The organism is [Anoxybacillus] calidus (assembly GCF_013760845.1).
GTDB lineage: Bacteria > Bacillota > Bacilli > Bacillales > Anoxybacillaceae > Paranoxybacillus > Paranoxybacillus calidus.
Map to the genome: position 1 here is coordinate 293939 of NZ_JACDUU010000003.1, position 24999 is coordinate 318937.

Annotated in this window: 27 protein-coding genes and 2 riboswitches; of the genes, 21 read left to right on the forward strand and 6 right to left on the reverse strand. The window is 38.9% G+C overall.

All coding sequences use genetic code 11. The features are described 5' to 3' along the window. Positions 1–310 precede the first annotated feature (310 nt). The 4 genes from HNQ85_RS08250 (at position 311) to HNQ85_RS08265 (ending at position 3399) form a co-directional block, all read left to right on the forward strand. Positions 311–874 carry a biotin transporter BioY gene (locus tag HNQ85_RS08250; protein WP_181537259.1) on the forward strand — a complete coding sequence of 188 codons (564 nt, stop codon included), beginning with the start codon at positions 311–313 and terminating at the stop codon, positions 872–874. Further along, the gene (bioD, locus tag HNQ85_RS08255) at positions 874–1596 is read left to right on the forward strand and encodes a dethiobiotin synthase (RefSeq protein ID WP_181537260.1); all 723 of its coding nucleotides are present in this window, start codon (positions 874–876) and stop codon (positions 1594–1596) included. The genes HNQ85_RS08250 and bioD overlap by 1 nt, the downstream gene beginning before the upstream one ends. Further along, positions 1586–2959, forward strand: a complete 1374-nt coding sequence (gene bioA / locus HNQ85_RS08260) for an adenosylmethionine--8-amino-7-oxononanoate transaminase (protein ID WP_181537261.1) — start codon at positions 1586–1588, stop codon at positions 2957–2959. The genes bioD and bioA overlap by 11 nt, the downstream gene beginning before the upstream one ends. Before the next feature lie 146 nt (positions 2960–3105). Further along, entirely contained in the window at positions 3106–3399 is a 294-nt protein-coding gene (locus HNQ85_RS08265; RefSeq protein WP_181537262.1) for a hypothetical protein, read from the forward strand. 149 nt (positions 3400–3548) lie between these two features. On the opposite strand, the gene HNQ85_RS08270 is transcribed toward HNQ85_RS08265, so the two are convergent. From HNQ85_RS08270 to HNQ85_RS08280, 3 genes are read right to left on the reverse strand one after another with little or no spacing between them, the layout of a single operon-like run. Then, positions 3549–4616 (reverse strand): Ger(x)C family spore germination protein, encoded by a 1068-nt coding sequence (locus tag HNQ85_RS08270; RefSeq protein ID WP_181537263.1) that lies wholly within the window; start codon positions 4614–4616, stop codon positions 3549–3551. After that, positions 4613–5701, reverse strand: a complete 1089-nt coding sequence (locus HNQ85_RS08275) for a GerAB/ArcD/ProY family transporter (RefSeq protein ID WP_181537264.1) — start codon at positions 5699–5701, stop codon at positions 4613–4615. The genes HNQ85_RS08270 and HNQ85_RS08275 overlap by 4 nt, the downstream gene beginning before the upstream one ends. 14 nt (positions 5702–5715) lie before the next feature. Further along, positions 5716–7224 carry a spore germination protein gene (locus HNQ85_RS08280; RefSeq protein WP_181537265.1) on the reverse strand — a complete coding sequence of 503 codons (1509 nt, stop codon included), beginning with the start codon at positions 7222–7224 and terminating at the stop codon, positions 5716–5718. Positions 7225–7329: 105 nt separating this feature from the next. On the opposite strand from HNQ85_RS08280, the gene HNQ85_RS08285 reads away from it, so the two are divergent. Then, positions 7330–7584 carry a YusU family protein gene (locus HNQ85_RS08285; RefSeq protein WP_181537266.1) on the forward strand — a complete coding sequence of 85 codons (255 nt, stop codon included), beginning with the start codon at positions 7330–7332 and terminating at the stop codon, positions 7582–7584. Positions 7585–7782: 198 nt separating this feature from the next. Here HNQ85_RS08285 and HNQ85_RS08290 read toward each other — a convergent pair whose 3' ends face one another. Both HNQ85_RS08290 and HNQ85_RS08295 read right to left on the reverse strand, forming a co-directional pair. Beyond that, complete coding sequence (locus HNQ85_RS08290) at positions 7783–8061, reverse strand: spore coat protein (RefSeq protein ID WP_409994124.1); 279 nt, start codon at positions 8059–8061, stop codon at positions 7783–7785. Positions 8062–8135: 74 nt separating this feature from the next. Continuing rightward, complete coding sequence (locus HNQ85_RS08295; RefSeq protein WP_181537409.1) at positions 8136–8396, reverse strand: hypothetical protein; 261 nt, start codon at positions 8394–8396, stop codon at positions 8136–8138. Between the two features lie 177 nt (positions 8397–8573). Between HNQ85_RS08295 and HNQ85_RS08300 the strand changes: the two genes are divergently transcribed. Further along, entirely contained in the window at positions 8574–9491 is a 918-nt protein-coding gene (locus HNQ85_RS08300) for a proline dehydrogenase family protein (protein WP_181537268.1), read from the forward strand. A gap of 393 nt (positions 9492–9884) precedes the next feature. After that, positions 9885–10364, forward strand: coding sequence for a putative immunity protein (locus HNQ85_RS08305; protein ID WP_181537269.1), 480 nt, complete (start codon positions 9885–9887; stop codon positions 10362–10364). A gap of 330 nt (positions 10365–10694) precedes the next feature. Here the strand turns inward: HNQ85_RS08305 and HNQ85_RS08310 are convergent, their stop codons facing one another. Beyond that, the gene (locus HNQ85_RS08310) at positions 10695–10844 is read right to left on the reverse strand and encodes a YuzL family protein (RefSeq protein WP_181537270.1); all 150 of its coding nucleotides are present in this window, start codon (positions 10842–10844) and stop codon (positions 10695–10697) included. A 200-nt stretch (positions 10845–11044) separates the two neighbouring features. On the opposite strand from HNQ85_RS08310, the gene HNQ85_RS08315 reads away from it, so the two are divergent. The 14 genes from HNQ85_RS08315 (at position 11045) to sufC (ending at position 24983) form a co-directional block, all read left to right on the forward strand. After that, on the forward strand, positions 11045–13429 hold the full coding sequence (locus HNQ85_RS08315; protein WP_181537271.1) for a 3-hydroxyacyl-CoA dehydrogenase/enoyl-CoA hydratase family protein: 2385 nt from the start codon (positions 11045–11047) through the stop codon (positions 13427–13429). 153 nt (positions 13430–13582) lie between these two features. Continuing rightward, on the forward strand, positions 13583–14761 hold the full coding sequence (locus tag HNQ85_RS08320; RefSeq protein ID WP_181537272.1) for an acetyl-CoA C-acetyltransferase: 1179 nt from the start codon (positions 13583–13585) through the stop codon (positions 14759–14761). 102 nt (positions 14762–14863) lie between these two features. After that, on the forward strand, positions 14864–16648 hold the full coding sequence (locus tag HNQ85_RS08325; protein WP_181537273.1) for an acyl-CoA dehydrogenase family protein: 1785 nt from the start codon (positions 14864–14866) through the stop codon (positions 16646–16648). A 57-nt stretch (positions 16649–16705) separates the two neighbouring features. Then, complete coding sequence (locus tag HNQ85_RS08330) at positions 16706–17062, forward strand: arsenate reductase family protein (RefSeq protein ID WP_181537274.1); 357 nt, start codon at positions 16706–16708, stop codon at positions 17060–17062. Positions 17063–17140: 78 nt separating this feature from the next. Beyond that, entirely contained in the window at positions 17141–17524 is a 384-nt protein-coding gene (gene gcvH / locus HNQ85_RS08335; RefSeq protein WP_181537275.1) for a glycine cleavage system protein GcvH, read from the forward strand. 172 nt (positions 17525–17696) lie between these two features. After that, positions 17697–18044, forward strand: coding sequence for a toprim domain-containing protein (locus HNQ85_RS08340; RefSeq protein ID WP_181537276.1), 348 nt, complete (start codon positions 17697–17699; stop codon positions 18042–18044). 21 nt (positions 18045–18065) lie between these two features. Next, positions 18066–18374: a thioredoxin family protein gene (locus HNQ85_RS08345; protein ID WP_181537277.1), complete on the forward strand. Its 309-nt coding sequence runs from the start codon at positions 18066–18068 to the stop codon at positions 18372–18374. A 272-nt stretch (positions 18375–18646) separates the two neighbouring features. Next, positions 18647–18994, forward strand: a complete 348-nt coding sequence (locus tag HNQ85_RS08350) for an SCP2 sterol-binding domain-containing protein (RefSeq protein ID WP_181537278.1) — start codon at positions 18647–18649, stop codon at positions 18992–18994. 72 nt (positions 18995–19066) lie between these two features. Further along, a riboswitch (SAM riboswitch) is annotated at positions 19067–19171 on the forward strand. 67 nt (positions 19172–19238) lie between these two features. Continuing rightward, positions 19239–20552, forward strand: coding sequence for an O-acetylhomoserine aminocarboxypropyltransferase/cysteine synthase family protein (locus HNQ85_RS08355; RefSeq protein ID WP_181537279.1), 1314 nt, complete (start codon positions 19239–19241; stop codon positions 20550–20552). Positions 20553–20663: 111 nt separating this feature from the next. Continuing rightward, positions 20664–20770, forward strand: a riboswitch (SAM riboswitch). 93 nt (positions 20771–20863) lie between these two features. Then, positions 20864–21892, forward strand: coding sequence for an ATP-binding cassette domain-containing protein (locus HNQ85_RS08360; protein WP_181537280.1), 1029 nt, complete (start codon positions 20864–20866; stop codon positions 21890–21892). After that, positions 21882–22550 (forward strand): methionine ABC transporter permease, encoded by a 669-nt coding sequence (locus HNQ85_RS08365; RefSeq protein ID WP_181537281.1) that lies wholly within the window; start codon positions 21882–21884, stop codon positions 22548–22550. The genes HNQ85_RS08360 and HNQ85_RS08365 overlap by 11 nt, the downstream gene beginning before the upstream one ends. Before the next feature lie 15 nt (positions 22551–22565). After that, positions 22566–23405: a MetQ/NlpA family ABC transporter substrate-binding protein gene (locus tag HNQ85_RS08370; RefSeq protein WP_181537282.1), complete on the forward strand. Its 840-nt coding sequence runs from the start codon at positions 22566–22568 to the stop codon at positions 23403–23405. Between the two features lie 127 nt (positions 23406–23532). Next, positions 23533–23895, forward strand: a complete 363-nt coding sequence (locus HNQ85_RS08375; protein ID WP_181537283.1) for a carboxymuconolactone decarboxylase family protein — start codon at positions 23533–23535, stop codon at positions 23893–23895. 305 nt (positions 23896–24200) lie between these two features. Beyond that, positions 24201–24983 carry a Fe-S cluster assembly ATPase SufC gene (gene sufC / locus HNQ85_RS08380; protein ID WP_181537284.1) on the forward strand — a complete coding sequence of 261 codons (783 nt, stop codon included), beginning with the start codon at positions 24201–24203 and terminating at the stop codon, positions 24981–24983. Positions 24984–24999: the final 16 nt, after the last annotated feature.

Here is a 24999-nt window from a genome sequence, read left to right on the forward strand (position 1 = left end):
TGGGAGATCAGACGTGTTTTTATTAATAATGGTTATATAATAATGAAAGGTAATGAGAAAGAGATATTTATTCATAACCTTAATCGCTTTATTTTTAGTTTCTTGTTTCATCCGATTGTAAGAAAAAGCAATGAGGAATTGTATGATTGGTTGAATAAGATGATCATTAAAACCGCTGGTCATGATACCAGCGGTTTTAAACATATATTAGTCCTTTTTAACTATATGTTAACCTATAATAAAAAATAGTTGACAATTATAACCTTGTCGTTCAGAATATAAATCAAAATATTGGAATTGGAGGTAAACAATGAAAACACGTTCGATGGCTTTGGTCGCTCTTTTTGCTGCGTTAACGGCAATAGGTGGGTTTATTAAAATCCCGATTCCTTACGTTCCGTTTACTTTGCAAATTGTATCTGTTTATTTGGCAGGGTGTTTATTAGGACCAAAATACGGGATGCTAAGTCAGCTAGTGTATGTGTTGATTGGACTAGCTGGTGCGCCGGTTTTCGCGGAAGGAGGAGGACTAGGTTATGTGTTCAAACCTACGTTTGGATATTTAATCGGTTTTATTTTAGGAGCTTATGTGAATGGATGGTTCATCCAACGATTTAAGTTTGCTAGAGTTGCTTCTATTTTTCTTGCGAATTTTTCTAGTCTTCTCGTTGTATATCTAATTGGATGCCTTTGGTTGTATGCTTCTATGAAATTTGTTGTGGAAAAGCCTTTCACCATTGGACAAACATTGTTATTTGGATTTGCACTTCCAGTACCGGGTGATATTTTCTTATGTATCATTTGTTCCATCCTCATAGCTCGTCTCCTTCCGCGAACGAACTTCATCATTCATAGACAGGAGGTTGTTTCCTAATGGGCAAAGCGATTTTTATAACTGGCACGGGAACAGAAATTGGTAAAACCATTGTGACTTCTTTTCTATCTCTTGCATTGCAAGAATTGGGGATGAAAACAAAGATTTTTAAGCCGATACAAACAGGATTAGCTGAAGAAAGCTCCTCTTTCGCTGATCAATATTGGTATGAAACAGTGCTTGAAGAAGAAACGGGTTCGACAGGGCTGTATTATATGGAACCAGCTGTATCCCCTCATTTGGCTTCACAACTCACTCATACTACCATTGAACCGAAGTTAATAAAAAATAAAATTTTAGAATTCAAGAATCAATATGATGTCGTTCTTGTAGAAGGAGCCGGTGGGCTTGCGGTACCACTGATAGAAAATGATCATGATTTTTATATGACAAAGGATTTGATTCAAGAATGTGAGCTACCAACAATTATTGTGTCTGTGGCAGGATTAGGAGCTATTCATCATACAGTCACAACTGTATCTTATGCAGAGAAGCACAACATTGATATCATTGGACTCATATTTAACCACTTTGACCAAAACAATATGATTCATGTTGATAATGTACGCACGATACAAAAGATGTTGAATTTGCCAATTCTTGCAAAATTGTCTACTTTAGAACAGCCTTCCAAAGATCATCTCATGCAATTAGTGAAGAAGTTTTTGAATAATCAAGAGTTAAACAATATGTTGTTAGGAGGTTTATCCATTGAAGTATAGTTATGAACAATTAGAACAATTTGATAAACAGTATGTTTGGCATCCATTTACACAAATGAAGGCATATGTAGAAGAAAAGCCGTTAATTATTGAAAGAGGAAAGGGAAGTTATCTTTATGATGTAGATGGGAATCGATATTTGGACGGTTACGCATCTTTATGGGTAAATGTACATGGACATAACGACCCTGAATTAAATGAAGCGTTGCATGAACAAATCGAAAAAATCTCTCATTCAACTCTTCTAGGCTCTGCTAATGTTCCTTCTATTCTATTAGCGAAAAAACTAGTTGAAATTTGGGGAGGAAATTTATCAAAAGTATTTTACTCTGATACTGGGGCTGCTGCTGTTGAAATTGCTCTGAAGATGGCATATCAATATTGGCAAAACATTGACCCTGTTCGCTACAAGCATAAAAACAAATTTATCTCATTAAAAGAAGCTTATCACGGGGATACAATTGGTGCTGTAAGTGTAGGTGGAATGGATTTATTCCATCGAATCTTTAGGCCGTTGTTGTTTGAAAGAATCGAGGTTCCTTCTCCGTATGTGTACCGTATGGATGAATATGGTGATGAAGAAGAGATTGTGAATTATTGTTTAAAACAGCTTGAGGAAACTCTTGAACAGCGGCATGAGGAAGTCGCGGGAATGATTGTGGAACCGCTCGTTCAAGGTGCGGCAGGAATCATTACACATCCGAAAGGGTTTTTAAAAGGTGTTGAAAAGCTTTGCCGCAAATACAATGTTTTGCTTATTTGTGATGAAGTGGCTGTAGGATTCGGGAGAACAGGAACATTATTTGCTTGTGAACAAGAAGATGTCGAGCCGGATATTGTATGCTTAGGAAAAGGCATTACAGGCGGATATTTACCGCTTGCGGCAACGTTAACAACGGAAGAAGTCTATTCTGCCTTTTTAGGAGAGGTTCATGAAAATAAAACATTCTTCCATGGACATACATATACGGGAAACCAATTATCTTGTTCTGTTGCTTTAAAAAATATTGAGTTAATCGAGAAGAGAAACTTAGTTTCAGATGTACAACGAAAGGCTCAAGCATTGGCAGGTAAGCTGCAAAAGCTTTATGAACTGCCGATTGTAGGTGATGTTCGCCAGAAAGGGTTAATGGTTGGAATCGAAATCGTGAAGGATAAGAAAACAAAAGAAATTTTCGATCGTTCAGAGCAAATCGAGCATAAAATTATTTTAGAAGCAAGAAAGCGTGGGCTCATTATCAGACCATTAGGTCCTGTGTTAACGTTTATTCCTGTACTAGCAATGAAAGAAGAAGAGATGGAAATCGCCGTTGACATTCTTTTTGATGCCATTGCGGAAATGGTTAAAATTAAACAGATTTAGCTTTACACGCTGTCAAGTCAATCTTGACAGCGCATTTTTATTGATAAATAAAAAGCAGCAAAACGCAGTGTATTCGCCCAATCCTTCCACATTTGTCCTACATATGTATAAAGTGTATGAAACAAACACTAAGGAGGATAAATACGATGAGTGATGTGAATTTACAAGATACAAGAATATGGGGATTTGGGCGCCCATGGGGATTTGGTGGTTTTGGCCGTCCGTTCTTTGGCGGTCCCTTCTTTGGCCGTCCATTCTTTGGTGGTCCGTTCTTTGGCCGTCCGTTCTTTGGCGGTCCATTTTTTGGCGGCTTCGGCGGCCCATTCTTTGGCGGCTTTGGCGGCGGTCTTTTAGGAGGATTGTTGGGTAGCGCGCTACTAAGTCCGTTCTATGGCGGTTATGGCTACGGATACGGAATCCCTTATGGTGGAATTTGGTGATAAAAATGGCTTGAGCCTGCCGGTTTATATGGCAGGCTTTTATACTTAAGTAACGGCTCTTTTTACTATTGTGTCATGTTCACACATCACATCGAGTGAATCAAAGAATGGTTTAAGGACATTCTGGTTTGAAAGAAAAACAACAAAGTTTACTCCACAATGCCTGAATCAATGATTGTTGCTTTTGCTTGTACTTCAATATCAAGGGTTGGATAATTTTCGTAAAACGTTTTATAGCTAAAATTTCGATATCGGCTCTTTGCTTCGTCACCAAACCCAATTGGGTCAATTTGATGAGACTGTAAATGTTTAATAAGGTTGCCTGATTCCTTTATGATTTCTTTTTCAAAGCTTTTTTCAATCATGCGTTTTACTTTCTTGTTATAATGTCCGCCTGAATACTCGTACAAGACGCCTTCTATTTTAATTTTTACGGTAATTTTTGGATGCTCTTTCGAACCAGAAAAAGAAAAGGTGCGGTTTGTAACAATACTTTTTATCGCGGCATATTCATCGTTTTCCAGTTGAATAGTGTGCGTTCCTTCTGTATAGCGATCGACCAAAATTTTAAAGTAAAACATTTCATCTCCTTTGATGTAATGAACCATACGATCGTTGTCAAATAGAGCGATACCAACAATTTTGACTTTATCTTTGGATCTTTGTATGTAAGGGAGAAAAGGATCTCTCCCATCTGAGTAATAAGCATACAAAAATTTATGCAAATTTGTTTTCGGAATATCGCGCTGCTCAATGTTTTGTCTAATTAAATTCGATAAATAAATTCCGTTTCCTCTATTCGCATATTTCCCTTCTAAAACTTCTTTGGCCGTTCCTTTAACAACCGTTAAATACAACCTTGTTCCAAGACTTGGATCGCGGCTCAATGTATCCATAATTGGCATAATCCCTTTTTTGGCTAACTTATCTTCATATAATATAACTTCAATACTTCCGTTTGCGAGTGGATCGGATGATTTATGCTGTAATTGCTCAAGTATATCTTTACTAGTGATTGATGTTGCTACGAATGTTTCATTTGAAATATTATCTGTTTCATACACAGAAATCAGAGCCGTCCCTCTTATTTTGTTTTCGTCCACATAATCATAGCCGAAGGCACTTAAAATATTGATATCATCTAAAATTTCCTTGCGGATACAGCCTCCAGCCATAATCAGAAAACAGCCGAAAAGGAAATAATACCATTTTTTCATGCTTTTTTCCTCACTTTATGCATAACGTAAATAATAGTGAACATGAGTGGAACAAAAGCGTATAAAAAATAAAAGCCGATATTTGCTACTATATCATTGAGTACATTCACATCTTCGCGCGTTTTTATAAAAGAAGCGGCGATTGTACAGAGTGTAGCGAGTATAACTAAAGAGTGTTTTTGTCGAATGTTTGTTATTTGTTTCATGATTCTTGATGCGCACCAAATGGCTAAACACATATCCGGAAGTATAACAATCGTCCAATTGGCAATACCGATATATTCAAAACGTTCAATAAACGGCATTTCAACGGTTTTCCATATCGATAAAGTCGGCCAAATATGTTTTTGCAGCTGCTTTTCACTAAAGTAAGCGAAAGTAATCACTGCTATTACAGCATATAGAAGAGTTGTTGAAAGCATCGCTAAATGTGCCCATTTTTTCGATTGCTCCGGATTCTTAATAAATGGATAATAAATTAGCAATGTCTCAAACCCTAGTATGGTTAATGTCATATCTTTCGTTGCCTTTAAGATGTCGAGTACAGCGTGTTCAAAAATAGGCAAAAGCATCCGGAAGTTCGCATACTCAAACGTATAAGCAAACATAAAAATTAAATAGGCAGGTAATATAATTCCGAAAAAGCAGACACCAACGACTACCCGAAAGCCGCCTAAAACAATATAGATGGTAAGCAGCATCAAAGCAGCAGCAAAAGCCCATGTCTCTAACTCTGGGAACATCCAAACTTGAATCACTTCAATATAGGTACGAAGAACACTTATAGTAAGTGCTGTATAATACAGAACTAAAATAAAATTTAAAGCATTGCCAATGAATTTGCCGAAAATTCTTTGGTTCGATTCAACAAAATTGCCGCCTGTTTTTTGCAAAATATAATACATCATCCAAATGATGATGTGGCCCACGATTCCAGCTATGATAATAGAAATCCAGGCATCGTATCCTGCTGATTTTGCAATAATACGTTGATATCCTAATACGCCGATACCGATTTGCATATCGGTAATGATAAAAAAGACAAGAAATGGAGAAATTTTAAACCGCTCAGAAATTGCTTGCATATGTTCCTCCCCATTTATTCATCAATATCTTTTTTCTGCTTTGCTTTTTTTCTAGAAAAGCGAAATAGTTGATTAGGGTGAAGCTGTTGCGGTCTCGTTGATTGGTTTGAAAATGGCAAACGGATTAGTGCGTCTTTCAAATCAGTGAGCCTTAGTGGATAAATAGGCTCCAAAAACGGTCTGCCTAAAGATGTTAGTTGCAGTAAATGCCCCATAAAAATACAAAAGCAGAATACAACGCCTAATAGTCCCCAAAGTTCCGCAAACAATAAGAACGGGAATCTCATTAAACGAATCGTATTGCCCATTTTATAAACCGGGGTCGTAAATGATGCCAGTGCCGCTAAAGCAACAAGAATAAGCAAGACATTACTTGTTAAACCTGCTTCAACCGAAGCTGTTCCAATGACGATACCGCCTACGATACCAATTGTCTGACCGACTTTTGTCGGCAGTCTTGCTCCTGCCTCTCTTAAAAGCTCAATCGTCAACTCTAAAAACAATGCTTCTAAAATAGGAGGAAACGGTATTTCTCGGCGCGATGTAATCAGTGTGCCTAATAAGTCTTTCGGAATTAGTTCGTAATGATAGCTTAGTGTCGCAACGTAAATAGGCGTAATTAATACGGAAAATGCTACGGAAAATAAACGAATGAGACGAAAAAACGATGCGATATACCAGTTTAAAAAATAGTCTTCAAATGATGAAAAGAACTCCACTAATGTTGTTGGACCAATTAATGCATGCGGCGAGCCGTCGACAATAATTGCCACTTTTCCTTCAGCTAAAATAGCAGCCACCCGGTCTGGTCGTTCTGTATCCAATAGCTGAGGAAAGGGAGAATTTTGATTATCGGAAATTAACTGTACAATATAAGAGCTGTCTGTGATTTGATCAAAATCAATCTCGCTAATTCTTTGTGTAACCGTGTTAACATTTTCTTCATCGGCAATGCCTTTGAGATAAATAATCGCTATTTTCGTTTTTGATAACTTGCCTATTTTAAGGATTTTAACTGTTAAATGATTACAGGGAATGCGTTTCCGTAATAGGTGTAAATTAACCTCTAGCGATTCGAGAAACGTTTCCTTTGGACCAACAACGCTAAATTCTACTTCAGGGATTGAAACGTTTCTAATAACGTTTCGTTGTGCTTTAATCAAAGCCCCTTTATTAGCAAATTCATTAAACTGTACAAATAAATAGCCTTCATGCATCTTCTCTTCGACAGTGGTAACATTAGATGTAATAATGATATCTTCAACAGGAATCATCTGTTTTATATCATCTAATGTTTCAATAGGGGAATGAAGCAAAAAAGGCAAAATGTTTTTTTGGACAACTTCAAAATCAACTAAAGGGACAATATATGACATCCAAAAGTGTTGCTGTGAATTGGCATTTGTAAAAGTTTGTTTTTCGAAATCCATTGATTGTGCCAATACATTCAATAATTCCCACGTTGTGTTGATCGGTGACGCTTGCTTTTGTTTATTTTGCTTCTTGCGGAACCATTTGAACATGATAATTCACCTTCTAAGGGAAAAGCGTTTACTATAGTTTGTGTAATTTGGAAATTTTTATTTATAATTAGGATAAAAACTTTTCAATATGCTGGAGGAGAAAGAATGAATCAATCATTTGTAGAGCAGTTTGAGGCATTAGTAGAAAAATATACCGAGTTATTGCTTGGCAAAAGCAATCCAGAATTAAAAGAAAAAGTGAAAATTTGGGCCCTTTATTCTCATATCGCAAAGTCCATGCCGGCATTAGGGAAACACTGGAATGAATTATATCCCGATGCGAAGGAACAAATGAAAGAAATCATTTCCGAAATTAAGCGTTTAAATGAAGAAGAGCGGGCTAGAACAAGAAAAGGTTAACTGTCGACAAACGAAAATGCACAACGGCGAAATCCAAAAAGAAGATGAGCACTACTATTGTATAAAATCATCTTCTTTTTGCTTGAAACCTTTTTTGTCAGCATCTTCATAAAGTGTTTGACTTCACGACTAATCCATCATATAGCTTATGGGAGATATAGGGCTGACACTTTGCTTTAGGGTCAGCCTCTTTTGGTGTTACTGAACGATGTTGTTGTAAGGGAATTGGTTTGTATACCCTTGAAATTGTTGATAGGTTTGTTGTAATTTTTGCTGGTCGGCTGCTTCAAGCTTGTACCATCCCTTTTTGAACATTAAATTATATAGTTCACGTTGACAGTTTTGCGTTTCTGTAAAAATGTTTAACACATCTTGATAGAGACTGTTGTGGCTTGCTTCATTTAAAAACGTTGAGTAAGAATGAGTCATATATTTTTCGGTTGTTAAGATGTCATTCAGGAAATCGCGCTCGTTCATTTGCGGTGTTTTCGGTACTTGTGTAGCTGGATTTTGGATTTTGTTTTGATTCACTTGGACGCCCTCCTTCATTATTATTGCAGTGGTGGTTGATTAGGATTTTGTAGATGGCTTAAAATCTTTTGATAATGGCGTTGATGCATTTGGCCAGCTCTTTCAATAGCTGCTATAATTTCTTGGTCTTGACATTGTGAGGCAAAAAAGTGAGCTTTTTTCATCGCTAATAAATTCCAAGACATCATATCTGTAAGATAAAGTGAATCTTTCGTGGAAATGACCTGCGGTGGCTGTTGCATTGTAGCTTGTTGATTTTGCACGTTCATTTGCTGTTGCATCATAAAACGCTCCTTCCAAATTAATTGTTCGTGTGTAGATTGTCCTCTTTATGTAAAAAATATGCGCATGACAAAAAACGGATGTTTTCGACAAAAAGATATTCAATTATATGAAAAAGTGCTACAATAATAATGCGTATCGTTGTATGCGTTTACGGAAATAAAGGGGGTACAACAATGGAGCAACTCATGCGCGACTTTTTCTTATTTTTATCAAAAAATAAAGCGCTAACAAGTTTAGCTAAAAAATACGGACTGCGTTTTGGAGCTTCTCGTTTTGTGGCAGGGGAGACAATTGATCAAGCAGTTGAAGTCATCAAGGAATTAAATAGAAAAGGTCTTGCTGTAACAATCGACTACTTAGGGGAGTTTGTTGATAACGAAAGAGAAGCAAATGAAATGGCAGATAACTCCATTGAAGCCATTCGAGCTATCGGGCGCGAAAAGTTAAATTCCCAACTATCTTTAAAAATGACTTCAATGGGATTAGATATTTCGAATGATCTTGTTATGCGTAATATGCGCCGTATTTTAGACGCAGCAAAAGAACACGGCGTTTTTGTGACAATCGATATGGAGGATTACTCACGCTGTCAAAAAACGCTTGATATTTTTAAGCAACTGAAAAAAGAATACGACAATGTCGGCACAGTACTGCAAGCATATTTGTATCGTACTGAGTCAGATATTCAAGATTTGAAAGATTATCGTCCAAACTTACGTCTTGTAAAAGGTGCGTACAAAGAGTCGCCAGAAGTGGCGTTTCCGGATAAAAAAGATGTCGATGAAAACTTCAAAAAGATTATTAAGATGCATTTGCTAAACGGCAACTATACAGCGGTGGCGACTCATGATGATGCGATCATTGAATATACAAAGCAATTAGTAAAGGAATATAACATTCCAAATGACCAATTTGAGTTTCAAATGTTATACGGAATCCGTCCGGAACGTCAGGAGCAGCTTACCAAAGAAGGTTATACAATGCGTGTATATGTACCATACGGAACAGACTGGTACGGCTACTTTATGCGCCGCCTCGCAGAGCGTCCAGCAAACGTTGCGTTCGTATTAAAAGGGATATTGCGCAAATAAAACAAAAGGGATGTCTTCTTTAGCGTAAGTAGTTCCGTTATCTTGGAGAAATATACGAAATCACATACCAATTATCAGACCGAATCTCATAATGATTCGGTCTTTATTATTACCTTTATATCAAAGATTATTGGATTTTAACATATGAAATCGCATAGCAGATCACACCCTAAATCATAAAATGTCAATAGCTATTGTCAACGTCCGAATTGGTATGTTAAAAGGTGTGCTATTTAATATGTTAATTATGTTGGATTCAATAGGTAATTGTAATTTTATGTTAAAATAAATATCGAGTTGTGAAGGATTGTTCTTAAACTAACGAGCAGTTAGTTGTAAATAAAGGAATGGTATTTGTGTGGTGAATAATAAGAAATAAAAAGGAGTTAGAATATGCGCGATAAACGTTTTGTTGCAGTACATCGTGGAGGACACCTCACTAAAGATAATCATCATGGACTAATTCGATGGGCTAGGGAATGTTCGGAACATGTTTTACCACTCATTGACGAAAAAATCGATAAGCGGTTAATTCATGCTTTAAATGTAGCTAAAGAATGGGAAAATGGTAATGTATCAACAGGTGATGCTATGAAAGCTTCATTAGATGCTCATGCTGTGGCAAGAGAATCTTCTAATCAGATTTCAATAGCAGTAGTAGCTCGTTCCATTGGACAAGCCGTTGCTACCGCTCATATGGCAGACCATTCACTAGGTGCAGCATTGTATGCTTTGAAAGCCGTGAAGCATGCAGGTAAATCAATAAACGAAGAAAGAGAATGGCAAATCAAACAATTACAGCAATTGCCTTTGGAAATCGTAGAGCTAGTGCTAACTACAATGAAAAAGAAAGAAAAAGGTTTTAAATTATAGTGAAATTGATGAACAAAAAAGAAAAACATAGCTTTTATTCAAGTAATGGATACTTTAATTTAATAAGAGAATATGAATTATAACGAAAAACAACGCTTGGAATAAAATCCAAGCGTTGTTGTGTGCTACTTATACTGTTATTTAGAGTGCGAATCCCCTTATAATGATGTTATTTAAACTGTTTTTTGACATTTTCTCCACAATATCTGAACTACTTATTCTTAGCGGAACATCGCTTTTTTCATATGGTTTTTGATTATATGGCCACATGTTGAACAACTAGTCTCATTGATCTCCGGTAAGCAATGTCGGTAAAATTGTTTCTTACGCTTATTCTCCTTGCATATTGTTTTTCTTATATTGCTGGTTTTGACTTGTCTGTTTTCCACCTCCATCCAGTTCAACGGTTGGTCCTGCATTTCCTTTGACACTTGCTGCACTTACTGCTGCTTTTGATGGATTTTTCTTTTGTTTAGCCATGTTTGTTCACCTCCGCTATTAGATTGACCAAAAAAGAGGTTGGTAATGTCGAAAAATTGAACCAAATTTTTCTATGTTTATATATTGCGAAAATTTAAAAAATAATTTATATTTGAGATAGAAGAATAGTGAAGCGCAAAATTTTTTTTGAGCAAAAAATGAATGATTATTCATTCAATAAATATAAAGGGGGAAATCGCATGGTCAAACGAATTAAGCGAGCTGCGGTTCTTGGCTCTGGTGTAATGGGGTCCGGAATCGCTGCCCATTTAGCAAACGTCGGAATTCCAACCTTACTATTAGATATCGTTCCTCGTGAATTAACAAAAGAAGAAGCAGCAAAGGGGCTTACTCTGGAACATAAAGAAGTGCGCAATCGTTTTGTCAATCAAGCTTTGCAAAAACTGCTCACGCAAAAACCAGCACCTCTTACTTCGAAAGAAAATTTGTCTTTAATCGAAGTGGGGAACTTTGAAGATGATTTTCACCGTTTAGCAGAAGTGGATTGGATCATTGAAGTCGTCGTCGAAAATTTAGAAGTAAAGAAGAGTGTATTTGCAAAGGTAGATGAAGTAAGGAAGCCTGGAAGCATCGTCAGTTCCAATACATCTGGCATTTCTGTTGAAGCGATGAGCGAAGGCCGATCTGCAGATTTCAAAAGGCATTTTTTAGGTACGCATTTTTTTAACCCGCCACGTTATTTGAAATTGCTGGAGATTATTCCAACAAAAGATACGGACCCGGAAATTTTATCGTTCATGAAAACGTTTAGTGAGGATGTTCTCGGTAAAGGAGTAGTCATTGCCAAAGATACGCCAAACTTTATTGCCAACCGCATTGGAACTTATGGGTTGCTAGTGACAGTGCGGGAAATGGTGAAAGGAGGATACAGCGTCGGTGAAGTCGATTCGATCACAGGCCCGCTTATCGGACGGCCGAAGAGTGCAACATTCCGCACTCTTGATGTTGTTGGGCTAGACACGTTTGTACATGTCGCAAATAACGTATTTGAAAAGGTCGAAGGCGAAGAAAAAGAAGTATTCCGCGTTCCGGAGTTTATGAAAGCGATGCTTGAAAAAGGATGGCTTGGCAGCAAATCAGGACAGGGCTTTTTCTTAAAACAAGGAAAAGACATTTTAGAACTAAATTATGAAACGCTTAAATATGAACCGCGCAAAAAATTAAAAACAGCAGCTACAGAAATGAGCAAGCAGACAAAAGGGTTTGCAAACAAGTTGAAAGCGCTTATATATGCAGACGATCGTGCGGGTACATTGCTTTGGAACATTTTAAGCCCTGTGCTTCTCTACTCAGCGGAGCTTTTAGGAGAAATTGCTGATGATATCGTTGCGATTGACCGTGCGATGAAATGGGGATTTGGCTGGGAGCTTGGTCCATTTGAAACGTGGGATGCGATCGGTGTAGAACAGTCTGTAAGAAAAATGATGGCAGAAGGCCGGCAAGTTCCATCTTGGGTAACGGATATGTTCGCCAATGGCCATACATCTTTCTATAAAAATGAAAATGGAAAAGTTTTATTTTATGACAAAGGTGAATATAAAGCGGTTGAGGAAAATCCAAAGGTCATTCATATTAAGCGCTTAAAAGAAGAAAAAGGAGTAATCAAGAAAAACAACGGGGCAAGCTTAATTGATTTAGGCGATGATGTTGCATTGCTTGAGTTCCATTCACCAAACAATGCAATCGGCTTAGATATTGTGCAAATGATTAACGATGCGCTTGAAGAGGTAGACCGCAACTATAAAGGATTGGTGATCGGCAATCAAGGAAAAAACTTCTGTGTTGGTGCCAACCTTGCACTAATTTTAATGGAAGCGCAAGATGATAACTATTTTGAAATCGACCTTGTTGTCCGTCAATTCCAGAAGGCGATGATGAATATAAAATACAGCTCAAAGCCAGTTGTTGTTGCACCGTTTGCGATGACGCTCGGCGGTGGGACGGAAATTTGCCTGCCGGCAGCGCGCATTCAAGCGGCAAGTGAAACATATATGGGGCTTGTGGAAGTTGGTGTCGGTTTAATCCCGGGCGGCGGTGGAAATAAAGAACTATACATTAAACATTTGAATAGCATGCCAAATGGTGTTGAGTTCGACTTACAGAAGGTTGCCAATAAAGTATTTGAAACAATTGCAATGGCGAAAGTATCAACATCGGCAGCAGAAGCACGCGAATTGAACTTTTTGAACACAAAAGACGGCATTACGATAAACAGTGATCAATTGCTTCATGATGCTAAACAAGCTGTTATCTCTCTGTATGACAGTGGCTATCAGCCGCCTGTTCGCAAGAAAATTCCGGTTGTCGGTGAAACTGGTTACGCAACATTGCTGCTTGCTGCACAAGGTATGTACCATTCAGGTTATATTTCTGAACATGATCTAAAAATTGCGAAAAAGTTAGCGTATGTCATTGCCGGCGGAAAAGTTCCATACGGTACGGAAGTTGACGAGCAATATTTACTAGATTTAGAGCGCGAAGCATTTTTGAGTTTAGTAGGTGAGCCGAAATCGCAGGCAAGAATGCAGCATATGCTTGTAAAAGGCAAGCCGTTACGCAACTAATTTGGTTGTTTGTGAACGAGACTGACCTTAAAGCAAAGTGTCAGACCCCGTCACACACTATCTAGTACATGATGTTGTATATATTGTGGAATGTGCGTGAGGGTCATACACTGATAGGTCAGCATCCTAAAAACAAGAAACAGGGGGACGATTATGAGAGAAGCGGTCATTGTTGCTGGAGCACGTACACCGGTTGGAAAAGCGAAGAAAGGCACACTTGCAAACGTGCGACCAGACGATTTAGGGGCTCTAGTTGTCAAAGAAACGTTAAAACGTGCCGGAAATTATGAAGGAAATATTGATGATTTAATTATTGGCTGCGCGATGCCGGAGGCGGAGCAGGGGTTAAATTTAGCAAGAAACATTGGAGCATTGGCAGGATTGCCTTATACAGTACCGGCGATTACGATTAATCGTTATTGCTCATCGGGATTACAAGCGATTGCTTATGCCGCTGAGCGAATTATGCTCGGACAATCCGACACGATTATCGCAGGCGGTGTTGAATCGATGAGCCTTGTGCCGATGATGGGACATGTCGTTCGGCCAAACGTGAAAATCGCCGAAAATGCTCCCGAATACTATATGTCCATGGGACATACAGCGGAGCAAGTGGCCAAAAAGTATAGTGTCAGCCGCGAAGATCAAGATGCATTTGCTGTTCGTAGTCATCAGCGTGCAGCGAAAGCGATTCGCGAAGGAAAGTTTGTCGATGAAATTGTGCCGGTTGAAGTAACGGTACGGACTGTTTCTGCAGATAACAAGTTAGTGGAAAAAACAGTGCTATTTTCTGAAGATGAAGGGGTTCGTCCAGATACCAATATGGAAACGTTAGCAAAACTTCGCCCTGCATTTGCAATCAACGGGACAGTGACGGCTGGAAATGCATCACAAACGAGTGACGGTGCTGCAGCAGTAATGGTGATGGACCGTGAAAAGGCAGAATCTCTTGGTTTAAAACCGCTTGGCAAATTCCGTTCGTTTGCTGTTGCCGGAGTGCCGCCGGAAGTAATGGGAATCGGCCCAGTTGAGGCGATTCCAAAAGCGTTGAAGCTTGCGGGACTTGAGCTTTCTGATATCGGCTTGATTGAATTAAATGAAGCCTTCGCTTCCCAATCCATTCAAGTTATTCGTGAGCTTGGCTTAGATGAGGAAAAAGTAAATGTCAACGGCGGAGCAATTGCGCTTGGTCACCCGCTTGGCTGTACAGGGGCTAAACTAACATTATCATTGCTGTATGAAATGCGCCGCCGCAATGAACAATTTGGAATTGTGACGATGTGTATCGGTGGTGGCATGGGAGCAGCGGGAGTGTTCGAACTGATTTCTTAATTGAAAAACAATGAAAGTTTTATAGAAATGACAGCCAGATGTTCGACAAACAGAAGGCTGGTCACTTATGAACAATGATGAAAGATGAGGGAGGAGCTATAAATGACAAAAGAGCTTGACAATGCGATTAAAGGCGGCAGCTTTTTAATTGAAGATGTTCCATGTGAGCGAGTATTTACTCCAGAAGATTTCACAGACGAGCATAAAATGATTGCCAAAACGACAGAAGAGTTTGTTGTCAACGAGGTACTTCCACAGCTGGAACATCTAGAAAATCATGAATTTGACCGGTCTGTAAAATTATTAAAGGAAGCAGGAGATTTAGGGCTGTTAGGAGCGGATGTTCCTGAGGAGTACGGTGGACTTGGCCTAGATAAAGTGAGTTCAGCGTTAATCGCTGAGAAAATGTCGCGAGCGGGCGGCTTCTCTATCACCCATGGTGCCCATGTCGGAATCGGTTCCCTGCCAATTGTATTGTTCGGTACAGAAGAGCAGAAGAAAAAATATCTTCCAGCGCTGGCAACAGGTGAAAAGATTGCTGCTTATGCGTTGACTGAGCCAAGTTCTGGTTCGGACGCACTAGGAGCAAAAACAACGGCGAAGTTAAACGCAGAAGGCACGCACTACATTTTAAATGGGGAAAAACAATGGATTACAAACGCTGGCTTTGCTGATGTGTTTGTTGTCTATGCAAAAGTAGATGGCGAGCATTTCTCCGCCTTTATCGTCGAGCGTGATTTTCCAGGTGTTTCAACAGGGGTAGAAGAAAAGAAAATGGGGATTAAAAGTTCTTCGACACGTACATTAATTTTACAAGATGCTCTTGTGCCAAAAGAAAATCTGCTTGGCGAAGTCGGCAAAGGACATGTGATTGCCTTTAACATTTTAAATATTGGTCGTTATAAACTCGGTGTAGGAGCGGTTGGTGCTTCGAAAAGGGCATTAGAAATTACTATTCAATATGCAAATCAACGTCAACAATTTAAAACCCCAATTTCTCAATTTACATTAACGCAAGAGAAATTGGCGACGATGGCGGCAAAGCTATATGCAACAGAAAGCTCCGTTTATCGTACAGTTGGTCTATTTGAAGAGAGAATGAGCCAACTGACAGAGGAAAAAGCAAAAGAGGGTAAAGAGGTGGCAAACTCCATTGCTGAATATGCGATTGAATGCTCACTAAACAAATTTTTTGCGACTGAAACACTGGATTATATTGCTGATGAAGGTGTGCAAATCCATGGTGGTTACGGTTTTATGCAAGAATATGAAATCGAACGAATTTACCGTGACTCCCGCATTAACCGGATTTTCGAAGGTACGAACGAAATTAACCGTTTGCTAGTGCCAGGCATGTATTTACGCAAAGCGATGAAGGGAGAACTTCCGCTTTTACAAAAAGCGCAACAACTCCAAGAAGAGTTAATGATGTTAATGCCTGAAGAAGTTGGTGACGACGTATTAGAGCAGGAAAAATATCTTGTACGCAATGCGAAGAAAATCGCTCTGATGGTTGCTGGATTGGCAGCGCAAAAATTTGGTCCGAAGTTGGAAAAAGAGCAAGAAGTTTTGGTAAATATCGCCGATATCGTAAGCAACGTATATGCAATGGAATCCGCATTACTTCGTACGGAAAAAGCGATTCAAAAATCAGGCCTTGAGAAAAACAAACAAAAAGTTCTTTATACGCAAATTTTCTGCCAAGAAGCATTCAACGAAATTGAAGCGCATGCGAAAGAAACGATCGTTGCCGTTGAGCAAGGCGATATGTTGCGCATGATGTTGTCAGCATTGCGTAAATTTACACGCCATACGCCAATTAATGTCATTGCGAAAAAACGTGAAGCAGCTGTGGCATTAATTGAAGCAGAACGCTATATTGTGTAATAATGAAAGAGGTTGACCTAAAGTCAGCCTCTTTATTCGTAAAAGGGGGGTGACAGGATGGCGTTAACGTTTTATTGGTATCCCAAATGTGGCACATGTCGAAAAGCAAAAAAATGGTTAGAAAACAATGGTATTTCCGTTAATGAGGTACATATTGTAGAAAATCCTCCTTCAAGAGAAGAATTGGCGCAACTTTATCGCAAAAGCGGGCTACCGCTAAAAAAATTTTTTAATACAAGCGGAATGAAATACCGTGAATTGGGCATGAAAGATAAAGTGAATACAGCTTCTGAAGAAGAGCTGCTCGACATTCTCTCATCAGACGGAATGCTCATTAAACGGCCGATTTTGACTGACGGTGAAAAAGTGGCTGTAGGCTTTAAAGAAGAAGAGTATCAAAAATTTTTTGAATAAACGCCACGCATCCGGTGAGTTTTTCTGAAAAATCGGTTATTATTAAAAAGAATAAACTTGTTGTTGGAGGGACTTGATATGAACACACCAAAAGAATTGCGTTATTCTGAAGAACATGAATGGGTACGTGTTGAAGGTGACAAAGTGCGCATCGGCATTACTGATTTTGCGCAGTCTGAATTAGGCGATATCGTATTCGTAGAGCTTCCTGAAGTGGGCACAGAAATTACAGCTAATGAGCCATTTGGCAGCGTGGAGTCTGTAAAAACGGTTTCTGAATTGTATGCGCCAATTAGCGGAAAAGTGGTTGAAGTAAACGAAGAACTAAATGATAAGCCGGAGTTTGTTAACGAATCTCCATATGAAAAAGCATGGATGATTGTCGTTGAACCTTCTGATTTAAGCGAAGTGGACAACCTTTTGACAGCAGAACAATATGAAGCAATGATTAACGAAAACTAATTCATTGTTCACATTTTGGACACCCTATTAGCAAAGCATTTGCAGAAAGGGTGTCTTTTTTATGGTATTAGAGCTTATGGGTCAGCCACTTTTTGTTATTAGTTAGTTGAAAGGAGATTTTTAAGATTATATCGAATAAAATATGTGTAATCTCTTTTGTTAGGTGATGACAATGGCGACTGTAGAGGTAGAGAAAGTGATTATTGTAGAAGGACGCTCTGATAAAAAGAAGCTTGAGAGCATCATTAAAGAGCCTGTTGAAATTATTTGTACGAACGGAACGATTAGCTATGCAAAATTGGACGAACTAATTGACGAACTATACAATAAAGAAGTATTTATATTAGTAGACTCGGATGAGGCAGGAGAGAAGCTTCGTAAACAATTTAGGAGAGAATTTCCAGAGGCGGAGCATTTATATATTGATCGAATGTATCGCGAAGTGGCAGCAGCGCCGAAACAGCATATTGCTACGGTGTTGCTAAGCGCTAATATTGATGTGCATGCTGAGTATTTGTAAAAGGTGTGAAGAACTGAAACGATGGATTCTTTAACTTTAGCACAAATTGATCAAGTAATTGAACAGGAAAACATTGTATGTGTATATTTGTATACACCAATATGTGGAACATGTCAATTAGCAGGCCGAATGCTTGAAATTGTGAACGAGTTGTTTCCGCATATTACATTTTGTAAAACAGATATTAACTATATGCCAGAGCGTGCTATCGAATGGAGTATCGAAAGTGTTCCGTGTTTGCTTGTATTTCGTAATGGGAAGTTAGAGAAAAAGATATATGCCTTTCACTCTGTGCCATATTTATATGAAACAATAAAATCCTTTTTATAAAGAGGTTAACCTTAAATGATATGATCCCCTTATAGTAGACGGTAAAAAGAAAAGGCTGTACTGTCTAACTATGGGGGGGATTTTTTTATGGAAAAAATCATTTAAAATACTACTTTTTTTGACATATTTCTTGGGAAATTTTTAAAAAACAGTAGTGTTTTTGTTTAAAAATGCTTGTTCAGTCGGGGTTTTGTCGAGAAGTTCATAAAGGATTCGCAAGCTTCCCTATGGAAATGTACATATAGAGAAATGAACAAGGGGGCAGGCGAATCGTGAAAATTCAAGAATTAATTCAGCAATTTATTGAGAGAATTCAAACATCGAGCCATTTATCTCCTCTTTTACCTGAGGAGCGTGTGTATATTCGCTTTGAATGTGAAAACGAGAACATTATTTTTGCGCTTTCGAAGAACGGTACAGAAAAGAAAGAAGAAGCAGATGAGCGAAGACTTTTAACGATTCGTGGTTCAGCAGAAGCGATTCACGCACTTGTAACCGGAGAACTAAAACTGCAGCAGCAAATGCGCCTCAAAGAGCTTTCAGTTGCTGGAAGCTTTCGACATATGCTTCTTTTAGAATCAATTTTCCACTTAGGGAAACCTTATTTATCGTTTAATTAAAAATATTTAGATAAATTGTTGACTAGAGGAAAAATAAGTGATACAATTCGAAACAACAATAAAATCACGAAGTTCTTATCAAGAGTGGCGGAGGGACTGGCCCAATGAAGCCCGGCAACCGGTTTTTCACAACACGGTGCTAATTCCAGCAGAGTTCTATACTCTGGAAGATAAGAAGGGGTTAAGGAGTATTCCCTCTTCTTATGAAGAGGGGTTTTTTATTATATAGGGGGAGAGGATTATAATGAGTGAAAAGCAATATCGTTTAGAGACAATTGCGGTACATGGTGGTTTGCAACCAGATCCGGTTACAGGAGCAAGGGCAGTTCCGATTTATCAATCGACTGCTTACAAGTTTGAAAATACGGAACATGCGGCTAATCTCTTTGCATTAAAAGAGCAAGGATACATTTATACGCGGATTCATAATCCAACTGTCACTGTTTTTGAGGAAAGGGTTGCTCAATTAGAAGGAGGAATCGGTAGTTTAGCGTTGGCAAGTGGGGCAGCTGCTATTACAATGGCGATATTCAATATTGCCGGAGCAGGTGATGAGATTGTTTCCGCTTCAACGTTATATGGCGGTACATATAACTTGTTTGCGAACACTCTTCCTAAGTATGGCATTAAGACGCATTTTGTTGATCCTTCTAATCCAGAAAATTTCCGAGCGGCCATCACGCCAAGAACAAAAGCGATTTTTGCGGAAACGATTGGTAACCCAAGTCTGCATATATTAGATATTGAAGCGGTAGCGGATATTGCTCATGAAGCAGGTATCCCGCTTATTATCGATAACACGTTTGCGACACCTTATTTATGCAGACCGATTGAACACGGTGCTGATATTGTTGTCCACTCGGCGACAAAATGGCTGCTTGGAAACGGTACAACCCTTGGCGGTATCATTGTTGACGGTGGAAAGTTTGACTGGAACTCACCGAAGTTTCCTGGATTTACAACACCAGATCCAAGCTACCATAATCTCGTTTATGCGGAAGCGTTAGGCGCAGCGGCTTATATTGTTAAGGCGCGCGTGCAACTATTGCGCGACTTAGGACCAGCGATTAGCCCTTTCAATGCGTTTCAGCTTAATCTCGGACTTGAAACATTACATGTACGCATGAAAGAGCACATTGCGAATACGCGGAAAGTTGTCGAGTATTTAAATAACCATCCGGCTGTTGAATGGGTGTTATATCCAGAACATGACGCTCATCCTGATAAACATTTGGCGAAGAAATATTTGCCAAAAGGAGCTGGATCGATTGTTGTTTTTGGAATTAAGGGAGGCCGGGAAGCAGGAGCGAAACTTATTAATCATGTAAAATTATGGTCGCATGTAGCGAATGTCGGTGATGCGAAAAGTTTAATCATTCACCCGGCGAGCACAACACATCAGCAGTTAAGCGCTGAGGATTTAAAAGCATCTGGTGTGAAAGAAGACTTGATTCGCCTTTCTGTTGGAATTGAAAATGTCGATGATTTAATTGAGGATTTGGAACAGGCGATTGAAGCAGCTACTGGACTTGTATCGCATTTACCTTTGTCGCGATAATGAAAAAAATTTTTGTTGACACTGTATATCATGCGTGCTAGAATCACATTTGTAATTTATGATAATGCTTGAATTTTATTAAAATTTCAATTGAATAGATTGCAATGAATGCTCTTATCAAGAGAGGCGGAGGGATGTGCCCAATGAAGCCCGGCAACCGTCAGCTTTCGCTGAAATGGTGCCAATTCACACAAAGCGCTTGCTTTGAGAGATAAGAGACAGATTGGAAAATAACGCCTTTCTGTTCTCTTGAGCAGAAAGGCTTTTTTGTTACGTAGAACATGCAGCAGAAGAAGGAAGGTGAGGCACGCGTGATTACATTGTCTAATGTCACGAAAATTTATAAATCAAAAAGCGGATCGGTAACAGCAGTTGACAATGTGAGTTTACATATCCGCGAAGGTGAAATTTTTGGCATTATTGGTTACAGCGGTGCGGGAAAAAGCTCTTTAATTCGCATGCTGAACGGTTTAGAGAAGGCAACAAGCGGCCAAGTCATTGTTGCAGGACGTGATATGGCCAACATTAAAGGGAGAGAGCTTCGCAAGGCGCGTCAAGAAATCGGCATGATTTTCCAACATTTTAATTTATTATGGTCAAGAACGGTACGGGAAAATATTGCCTTCCCGTTAGAAATTGCTGGAGTACCAAAACAAGAACGCCTCAAGCGAGTAGATGAGCTCATTAAGCTAGTTGGATTAGAAGGACGTGAAAATGCATATCCATCGCAATTAAGCGGGGGGCAAAAACAGCGTGTCGGAATTGCTCGAGCTTTGGCGAATAATCCAAAAGTATTGCTGTGCGATGAGGCGACTTCCGCTTTAGACCCGCAGACAACAGATTCCATTCTTGATTTACTCGTTGATATCAATAAGCGTCTTGGTTTAACGATTGTGCTCATCACTCATGAGATGCATGTCATTCGGAAAATTTGCGACAGAGTAGCGGTCATGGAGAGCGGAAAAATCGTTGAAGAAGGAGAAGTACTGCGCGTGTTCCGCAAACCGGAGCAACCGATTACAAAGCGTTTTGTGCAGCAAGTGACAGAGCCGGAAGAAACAAAAGAAACTGTCTCTCATTTGCTGGAAAAATATCCGCAAGGACGAGTAATTCAATTAACCTTTGTTGGTGATGCAGCAGAGCAGCCGCTAATGACAAACATCATTCGGAATTTTAATGTAAGCGTCAATATTGTTCAGGGAAAAATCTCACAAACGCATCAAGGAGCATATGGTGTTTTGTTTATCCATATCGATGGCACTGAGGAAGAAATGGATAAGGTCATTGATTACATTCGTCAACAACAAGTAGAGGCGGAGGTGATGACGAATGTGGAGTAATCTCTTGCCGAATGTACAGTGGGATAAAATTTGGGCAGCTACGGCTGAAACGCTTTATATGACAGGGATTTCTGTATTGGCGACATTCATTCTCGGCATCATTCTCGGTTTATTGCTGTTTTTAACTTCAAAAGGGAATATATGGGAAAATAAAGTGGCTAATACGATGATCGCTGCTTTTGTAAATATTTTTCGTTCCATTCCATTTATTATCTTAATTATTTTGCTTATTCCGTTTACGAAATTGGTTGTCGGTACCATTCTCGGTGCTGAAGCAGCATTGCCGGCGTTAATTATTGGGGCTGCTCCGTTTTACGCCCGTATGGTGGAAATTGCTCTTCGCGAAATTGATAAAGGTGTCATTGAAGCAGCGAAATCGATGGGAGCAACGACATCTACGATTATTTTTAAAGTATTGCTGCCTGAATCAATGCCAGCGCTTGTTTCCGGCATCACTGTTACGGCCATCGCGCTTGTCGGCTATACCGCTATGGCAGGAGTCGTCGGAGCCGGGGGCTTGGGGAACTTAGCTTATTTAGAAGGCTTCCAGCGCAATCATAACGATGTCACTTTCGTGGCAACTGTGTTAATTTTAGTTATTGTTTTTGTGATTCAGTTTATTGGTGACTTTGTCACTTCTAAAATAGATAAACGATAAAGGGGGATTTTAGAGATGAAAAAATGGTTAACAGCTTTATTTGCCGTTGTTTTATTGTTCTCTCTTGCAGCATGCGGCAGTAAAGAAAATGCTGAAGGGGGCAAAGAAGGAACAAAATCAGGTAAGCTTGTTGTTGGGGCATCTAACGTACCTCATGCGGAAATTTTAGAAAAAGCAAAACCAATCTTAAAAGAAAAAGGTATCGATCTTGAAATCGTAACATTCCAAGACTATGTATTGCCGAACAAAGCGCTAGCTGACAAAGAAATTGATGCAAACTATTTCCAACACATTCCTTATTTAGAGGCTCAGAAAAAAGAACATGGTTATGATTTCGTCAATGCTGGCGGGATTCATATCGAGCCAATCGGTGTATATTCTAAAAAATATAAAAGTCTTGAAGAGTTACCAGAAGGTGCAAAAATTATTATGAGCAACTCTGTTGCTGACCATGGCCGTATTTTATCAATGTTAGAGGAAAAAGGATTAATTAAATTAAAAGAAGGCGTAGACAAAACAAAGGCAACGATTGACGATATTGTTGAAAATCCAAAGAAACTTGTGTTTGAAGCAGATGTGGAAGCAGGGCTATTACCGCAAGTGTACAAAAACAATGAAGGAGACGCTGTATTAATTAATGCGAACTATGCACTCGATGCTGGTTTAGATCCTGCAAAAGATCCGATTGCTGTTGAATCTCCAGAAAATAACCCATACGTAAACATCATTGCCGTGCGTAAAGGCGATGAAAACCGTAAAGAAATTAAAACGCTTGTCGAAGTGCTTCAATCAAAAGAAATTCAAGATTTCATTAAAGAACAATATAAAGGAGCAGTCATCCCGGCAGCAAAGTAACGATAAATATCCATTTGAAAAAGGAAGTGTCTTTTAACAGAGGCACTTCTTTTTTATTGTTGTTTAATTGTCTTTTTTTTAAGCATACTAAGAGCGATATAATGATTTGAATAAAGGGGTGACATGGATGGAGCAGCAATTTCAAACTTCAACGGAAGCAGCGCTGCACCATTATAAGGAAGGTTTAGGAACGTTTACGAAAAAACTTCCTGAGGTAGCTGAAAGTTTTAATGCTTTTACAGAAGCTTGTTTTAACGAGGGAGCTTTGTCAAGAAAGGAAAAACAACTAATTGCCCTTGGCATTAGTTTAGCGATGCAAGATGAATATTGTACGATTTATCATACGAAAGGCTGTTTAGATCAAGGTGCATCGGAGCAGGAAATTTTAGAAGCGTGCGGTGTTGCAGCAGCGTTTGCTGGAGGAGCGGCAATGAGCCAAGCGGTTACTCTCGTTCAAGAGTGCGTTGCTGAACTAAACCGAAAACATTAAACATTAAAAAGGGTCTGGCCTCTCAACGGCATATATGGGTAAATAAAATCCCATTTTTATTGTTTGAGAAAGTCAGACCCTTATTCTATTTAGCACAAATGTCAATAGTAGGATAGCAGACAATCATGTTAGAACATATAGTATAAAGAAGTTAGTAAACTTTTTTGTTTAAAAAGTATAGTAATATTGGTAAATAGTTGCTAATCATTTTCATTTGTTATAAGATTGTAATGAGAATAAAATGAGAATATGAGAAATTGAATGAGATACACAAATTTTTTTGTGGAAAATTGGAGGTATTTGTCATGGCAGTGTTGACGATTAAGGATCTTCATGTATCAGTTGAAGGGAAAGAAATTTTAAAAGGGGTTAACCTCGAAGTAAAAGGTGGAGAAATCCATGCCATCATGGGACCGAACGGAACAGGAAAATCAACTTTGTCTTCGGCTATCATGGGGCATCCTAAATATGAAGTAACAAAAGGAAGCATCACGCTTGATGGTCAAGATGTACTTGAAATGGAAGTAGACGAGCGCGCTCGTGCTGGTCTTTTCTTAGCGATGCAATATCCAAGTGAAATCAGTGGAGTAACAAACGCGGATTTCCTTCGCGCAGCGATTAACGCTCGTCTTGGAGAAGGAAACGAAATTTCGTTAATGAAATTTATCCGCAAATTAGATGAAAAAATGGCGTTTCTTGAAATGAATCCAGATATGGCTCATCGTTACTTGAACGAAGGATTCTCCGGTGGTGAGAAAAAGCGCAACGAAATTCTTCAATTAATGATGTTAGAACCAAAAATTGCAATTTTAGACGAAATCGACTCTGGTCTTGACATTGATGCATTAAAAGTTGTTTCAAAAGGCGTTAACGAAATGCGTAGCAGCGAATTTGGCTGTCTTATTATTACACACTATCAACGCTTGTTGAACTACATTACTCCTGACTATGTGCATGTGATGATGCAAGGGCGCATTGTAAAATCTGGTGGTCCTGAATTAGCACAACGTTTAGAAGCAGAAGGCTATGACTGGATTAAAAAAGAACTAGGTATCGAAGACGACGAAGCTGTTGAGCAAGAAGCGTAAGCGTTAGGAGGATTAT